Origin of the sequence: Campylobacter concisus, assembly GCF_902460845.1 — a bacterium.
Taxonomy (GTDB): Bacteria; Campylobacterota; Campylobacteria; order Campylobacterales; family Campylobacteraceae; genus Campylobacter_A; species Campylobacter_A concisus_X.
The window spans coordinates 182,273-188,363 of record NZ_CABPVS010000003.1 but is presented as its reverse complement, the minus strand read 5'-3'; the positions used below and the strand labels follow the sequence as shown (position 1 = coordinate 188,363).

General features: G+C 36.7%; 6 protein-coding genes. 4 read left to right on the top strand and 2 right to left on the bottom strand.

All coding sequences use genetic code 11. The features are described 5' to 3' along the window. Positions 1–283: 283 nt before the first annotated feature. A complete protein-coding gene (locus F3H00_RS04100; protein ID WP_085657897.1) occupies positions 284–1,474 on the top strand; it encodes a NifS family cysteine desulfurase in 1,191 nt (396 codons plus the stop codon). A gap of 17 nt (positions 1,475–1,491) precedes the next feature. Beyond that, positions 1,492–2,484, top strand: a complete 993-nt coding sequence (locus tag F3H00_RS04095; RefSeq protein WP_148800314.1) for an iron-sulfur cluster assembly scaffold protein — start codon at positions 1,492–1,494, stop codon at positions 2,482–2,484. A gap of 30 nt (positions 2,485–2,514) precedes the next feature. Here the strand turns inward: F3H00_RS04095 and miaA are convergent, their stop codons facing one another. Both miaA and F3H00_RS04085 read right to left on the bottom strand, forming a co-directional pair. Then, positions 2,515–3,390: a tRNA (adenosine(37)-N6)-dimethylallyltransferase MiaA gene (gene miaA, locus F3H00_RS04090; RefSeq protein WP_148800316.1), complete on the bottom strand. Its 876-nt coding sequence runs from the start codon at positions 3,388–3,390 to the stop codon at positions 2,515–2,517. A 2-nt stretch (positions 3,391–3,392) separates the two neighbouring features. Continuing rightward, positions 3,393–4,607 (bottom strand): FAD-dependent oxidoreductase, encoded by a 1,215-nt coding sequence (locus F3H00_RS04085; RefSeq protein WP_148800318.1) that lies wholly within the window; start codon positions 4,605–4,607, stop codon positions 3,393–3,395. A 105-nt stretch (positions 4,608–4,712) separates the two neighbouring features. Between F3H00_RS04085 and mqnP the strand changes: the two genes are divergently transcribed. Next, entirely contained in the window at positions 4,713–5,573 is an 861-nt protein-coding gene (mqnP, locus tag F3H00_RS04080) for a menaquinone biosynthesis prenyltransferase MqnP (protein WP_148800320.1), read from the top strand. After that, positions 5,570–6,091, top strand: a complete 522-nt coding sequence (locus F3H00_RS04075) for a hypothetical protein (RefSeq protein ID WP_148800322.1) — start codon at positions 5,570–5,572, stop codon at positions 6,089–6,091. The genes mqnP and F3H00_RS04075 overlap by 4 nt, the downstream gene beginning before the upstream one ends.

Genomic DNA, 6,091 nt, shown 5'->3' with positions numbered 1-6,091 from the left:
GAAGAAAACTATAAAGAGATAATGTATGTAAGCAATATGTTTATCGCACTATTAACTTAAAAAAATAAATTAATTTTAAGAGATAATTAGACTTTTTTATAAGAAAAATCACAAATAGCGATCTATACAAATTTTGATAAAGAATTTCAATATATTTTAATATCAAAATGAGCTGAATTTTGAAAAAATTAAAGCATATTTTTAAACTTGCTTTTAACTTTTTTGTTATAATATCCCATCAAAAATAAAAAGGATATTTTTTATCCTAATTAAGGTTTTAAATTTGAGAGTATATTTAGACAATAACGCTACAACAATGGTTGATCCTGAAGCTTTTGAGCTTATGAAGCCATATTTTTGTGAAAAATACGGCAATCCAAACTCGCTTCATAAATTTGGCTCTGAAACACATCCAGCTTTAAGAACAGCGCTAGATCAGCTCTATACCGGACTAAATGCAAAAGATAGCGATGATATCGTCGTTACCTCATGTGCAACTGAGAGCAACAACTGGGTAGTAAAAGGCATCTACTTTGACAAAATAGCAACTGGCGAGAAAAAGCGTATCGTAACAACCGCAGTTGAGCATCCAGCTATTTTGGCGACTTGTAAATTTTTAGAAAAATATGGCGTAGAGCTTACTGTTTTAGATGTAAATAACGATGGTATAGTCACACCAGAACAGCTAAGAGCTGTAATGGATGAGAATGTAGCACTTGTTTCTATAATGAGTGCAAATAACGAAACCGGCATGATCTTTCCTATAAAAGAGCTTGCTAGTATCGCTCATGAATACGGGGCTTTATTCCACACGGATGCCGTTCAAGCAGTTGGTAAGATAAAGATAAATGTTCAAGACCTTGACGTTGATTTTTTAAGCTTTTCTGCGCATAAATTTCACGGACCAAAGGGTGTTGGAGCACTATTTATAAAAAATAGTATGCCACTAAGTAGCTTGCTTCATGGCGGCGAGCATATGGGCGGACGCAGAAGCGGCACGCTTGATGTTCCTGGCATCATCGGCATGGGTAAAGCACTTGAACTGGCAAATAAATTTATGGATTATGAGCACTCTCATGTTCGCCGTTTACGTGATAAACTTGAAGATGCAATTTTAAAAATTCCTGACGTTAGCGTTGTAGGAAAAAAAGAACAACGTGTGCCAAATACCATTTTGGCTTCTATAAAAGGCGTTGAAGGCGAAGCGATGCTTTGGGATCTAAATAAAGCTGGCATCGCAGCTTCAACTGGCTCAGCATGTGCAAGTGAAACATTAGAGAGTAACCCAATAATGGAGGCCATAGGGGCAGATAAAGAGCTGGCTCACACCGCACTTAGATTATCTCTTTCTAGATTTAATACAGAAGAAGAGATTGATTATGCGATTGAGCATATAACAAAAGCAGTAAATAGACTAAGAGGTATCTCTAGCACATTTGCCTACGCCCCAGAATGGCATAAGAGTGGATTATAAAATTTAAAGGAAATAACATGGCAAAGAATAATTTGATCGGAGGCTCTATCTGGGATGAGTATTCTAAGGTAGTGCAAGACAGGATGAATAACCCTAAATTTATGGGGGAGATAACCGAAGAAGATGCTAAAAAGGCAAACGCAAAGCTTATTGTGGCTGACTTTGGTGCAGAAAGCTGCGGCGATGCGGTTAGGCTATACTGGCTTGTTGACGAAAAGACAGACAAAATAATAGATGCTAAATTTAAAAGCTTTGGCTGTGGCACAGCGATAGCTAGTTCTGATACGATGGCTGAGCTTTGTATTGGCAAAACGGTCGATGAAGCAGTCAAGATCACAAACCTTGATGTCGAAAAGGCTATGCGCGATAACCCAGAAACACCGGCTGTTCCGCCTCAAAAGATGCACTGCTCAGTTATGGCGTATGATGTTATAAAAGCAGCAGCCGCAAGCTATAAAGGCATAGATCCAGAGCATTTTGAAGATGAGATCATCGTTTGCGAGTGCGCTAGGGTAAGCCTTGGTACGATTAAAGAAGTGATAAGACTAAATGACCTTCACACAGTTGAAGAGATCACGCAATACACCAAAGCTGGTGCATTTTGCAAGTCTTGCGTAAAGCCTGGTGGTCATGAAAAAAGAGAATATTATTTGGTGGATATTTTGCGTGATACTAGGGCTGAGATGGAGCGTGAGAAGATCGAAGCTCAGGCAAATGCCCAAGCAAATCATACTTTAGGCGACATTAGCTTTGAAAAAATGACGATGGTAGGGCAGTTAAAAGCAGTCGAGTCTGTCATAGATAAAGAAATTCGCCCAATGCTTGAGATGGATGGTGGAAATTTAGAAATTTTAGATATCAGAAATGATAACGGAGAAAATACCGATATTTATATCCGCTATCTTGGTGCTTGCTCGGGCTGTGCAAGTGGCTCAACTGGTACTCTTTATGCGATTGAAAATGTCTTGCAAGAGAGCTTAAGCCCAAAAATTAGGGTAATGCCTATTTGATTTTATTAACTAGCCCTTGTGGGCTAGTTTTTATTCTCTTAAAAATTTTAAAATTTCACTTCTAATTTGGTTCAAATCACCTACAAATTTTTTTTCAAACTGTGAGCGATTAAAGGTTCTCTGACGTTTTGCTAACTGAGCTGTGTGCGTAGCTATGAGCCCTTCAAGCTCGTTTTGAGAAATTTCTTTATCTAAAAATTGCTTGCACTCTTTTAAACCTATTGATTTTAGTGGTTTTGGCTCACTTTTGTATTTATTAAACAAAAATTTTGCCTCATCTATGAGCCCAGCTTCAAGCATACCTTTTGTTCTCTTTTTGATACGTTCTCTAAGCTCATCTTTATCCCATAAAATTTCAAATATCGCTAGCTCTTTTATGATGCTCTCTTTAGTATTTTCTCTTAGCCAAATGCTTGGGATTTGGTTACTAAATTTATAAATTTGATACCACTTTTCGAGGCGATAAGAGTCATTTTGACTAAATTTACTTGCAAACTCAGGATCGATTTTTACAGCTAGCTCATAAATTTCTTCATTGCTTAAATTTATCTCACATTTTGGCACATTTGGTGCAAGTCCACTAAGCATTGATTTTAGATAAAAGCCGCTGCCTCCTGTAATGATGAGTGGGCAGTCTTGTAAGCACGCAAAATTCTTTGCATTTTTATAAATTTCAAAAAATGCCACAACGCTAAATTCTTCATCAGGATAAATTTCATCTACACCAAAGTGTTTTATGGCTTCAAGCTGCTCTTTATTTGGCTTTGCACTGGCGATATCTATCTCTTTATAAAGTGTAAGCGAATCAAGGCTTAAGATGACGCCGTTAAGCTCCTTTGCAAGCTCAAATGCAAGATCGCTCTTGCCACTTGCTGTGGTGCCAATTATTGCAAATTCTTTAAACAAATCTAGCCCTCATAAAACGAGCTAAAGAGTAAAATTTCATCATTTTCCTCGTTATTTTTACCATCTTTTATAAGACTATCCAAAACACTGGCAAAATACGGAGCAAAGCTAAGCTCATTTAGTCCATAAGCTTGGTTATAGATCAAGTTGCTATATATGTTATCGCGTCCAAGAGCTGGCTTATCGTTTGAGCTAAGAAGTACGTAGTTTGCTCTAAAGCTAGGCTCTTTTAGCTCGCTTATGCCAAGATGTATCTTTAGCTCATTTAAAAATGCATTAATCTTTTCAGTTTTAACAAGCGTATCGATAGCGCCGACTTGTAAATTTGTAATAATCGTAACACCATTTTTAGTTGGATAAATTTTGGCAAATAAATCATTTAAAATGATTGGTTTTTTAGGAATTTGCCCTTCATTTAGGCTAAGATCAATAGTATAAAATTTAGCCAAAATCGCATTTAAGCTCGTGCCTAGCTTATTTGAAAGCTCTAAATTTTTTGAAGCGATCACAAAGTTATCGGCCTCATATTCGCCGTTATTGCCGGTAGCTTTTTGTACTATTTGCCCCTGCGTTTTTAGCTCGTAAATTTCATCATTTATAAATTTTACCCCGAGAGAATTTAACTCATTTATCAAAGCTTTTTTGAGCTCATTTGTATCAATGCTTGCATTATTGGCTAAATTTATAGCGCCTTTTATGTTTTTATTTATTAGCCCAAAATTTGTAAGCTCTTTATCTATGCTTAAAATTTCTTGCTCGCTATGGGCAACCTTTGTCTCATCAAGCCTTTTTTTAAAGCTTTCGTCATTGCTAAAAAGTAGATAAACGCCGCTCTCATCAAAATTTATCTGTGGATATTTGTTGTTTAGCTCTCTTAAAATTTCAAAGCTTTTCTTACCAAATTTTGAAAACAAAATTTGCATCTTTTTGTCGTGAGCTTTGGTCGATTTGAGTGTAAAATTTGTCATCCAAGCTCTAAAATTTTCATTTAAGCAAATACTTATATCAAGCTCGCTTTTTTTGCTAACTAGCCCTATAAACGAGCTAGATATCGCTCCATCTTTTGCAAGAGCGTGTGTGCCAAAAGGCACTAAAATTCCATTTGTAAACTCATCTTTTTGGCTGCTAATAATTAAAATTTCTTCACCTTTTTTAGCTAATTCGTAAGCCGTAAATAACGCACTAAAACTATCTCCAATAATCGCTACTTTGCCCATAATAACCCTTTGTTTTAAATTATTCTTGTAATGATAATATAAATTCAAATTTAAAGCAAAATGGTGTAAAATCAACCATTTTTAAAGAAAATGGAAATTTATCAAATGATAGAAAAATTAAAAATTATTGCTGAACTTATCGTTTTTAAGCATTCTGTTTTTGCTCTGCCTTTTATTTTTGTTGCGATGATAGTTGCTAGCAAGATAGAAAGTGGCTCGGCTTGGTTCGGCTTAAAACTGCTTATTCTAGGCGCACTTTGTGCTGTTAGTGCTAGAAATTTTGCTATGGCTTTTAATAGATACAAAGATGAAGATATCGATAAGTTAAATCCGCGAACTGCGAGCCGTCCAAGCGTTGATGGTCGTATCGGTAGGAGCAATATGCAGCTTTTTATTGTGGCAAATGCGTTTATTTTTATCGCATGCGCTTATTTTATAAATTCGCTCGCATTTTGGCTAAGTTTTCCTATTTTAGCTGTTCTTGGTGGGTATTCGCTATTTAAACGCTTTAGTGAGCTAGCACACTTGGTGCTTGGCCTTAGCTTAGGTCTTGCTCCCATCGCTGGCGTGGTCGCAGTGAGCGCTGCTATACCGCTTTGGAGTGTGCTACTTTGCCTTGGTGTGACATTTTGGGTAGCTGGATTTGACTTGCTTTACTCACTTCAAGATATGAAATTTGATAAAGAAAACAAGCTCTTTAGCATACCAGCTATTTACGGCGATAAGGCTACACTTTTTTTATCGGCCATTTTTCACGCTTTAGCTTTTGTATTTTGGCTACTTTTTGCTTGGGCGGCTGGGCTTGGAGCGATGGCATTTTTTGGAATTTTGGTAAGTGGCGTTATTTTATTTTTTGAGCATAGGATCGTAAGACGCGACTTTAGTAAGATAGATAGAGCATTTTTTACATTAAATGGCTATTTGGGAATTTTATTTTTTATCTTTGTTTGGATTAGCGTATTATGAGTGAGATTAAGCTGTTTAAAGCACCTCTTGATATGGAATTTGAGTCTGATAAAGAAGGGAGTGAGAAATTTAAAAGAGAGTTTGACTCCATCTTGCCGGGCGAAGAGGACGCGCTTGGGGCTTGGTTAAAGCGAGCAAAGTCACGAGGCGAGACTAAAGAGAGTGATCAAGTTTTACTAACTCTTTTGATAGAACTTCACAGAAAAGTAGATGCGCTGAGTGATTACATTAAAAATGAGCATAAGCAATATTTGCCACTAAAAGAGAGGGCGAGTATCGAAGAAATCGGCTTTACACACATCAAAATAAGCGAAGAAAAATTTATAAAAGATGAAATTTACTACGCAAGGATTGCTATGCCTATCTTTCCAAAGAGAAATTTGAGTCTTTATTTAAGGGCTGTTAGTGAAAATTTAGCAAAGATAGAAAATATGCACGAAGAGGATGAGGCTGACTGGAACGCTTATGTGACGGCTAGGGAACGTGTAATGATAAGAGAAATGAGAGCGAACTCGTAG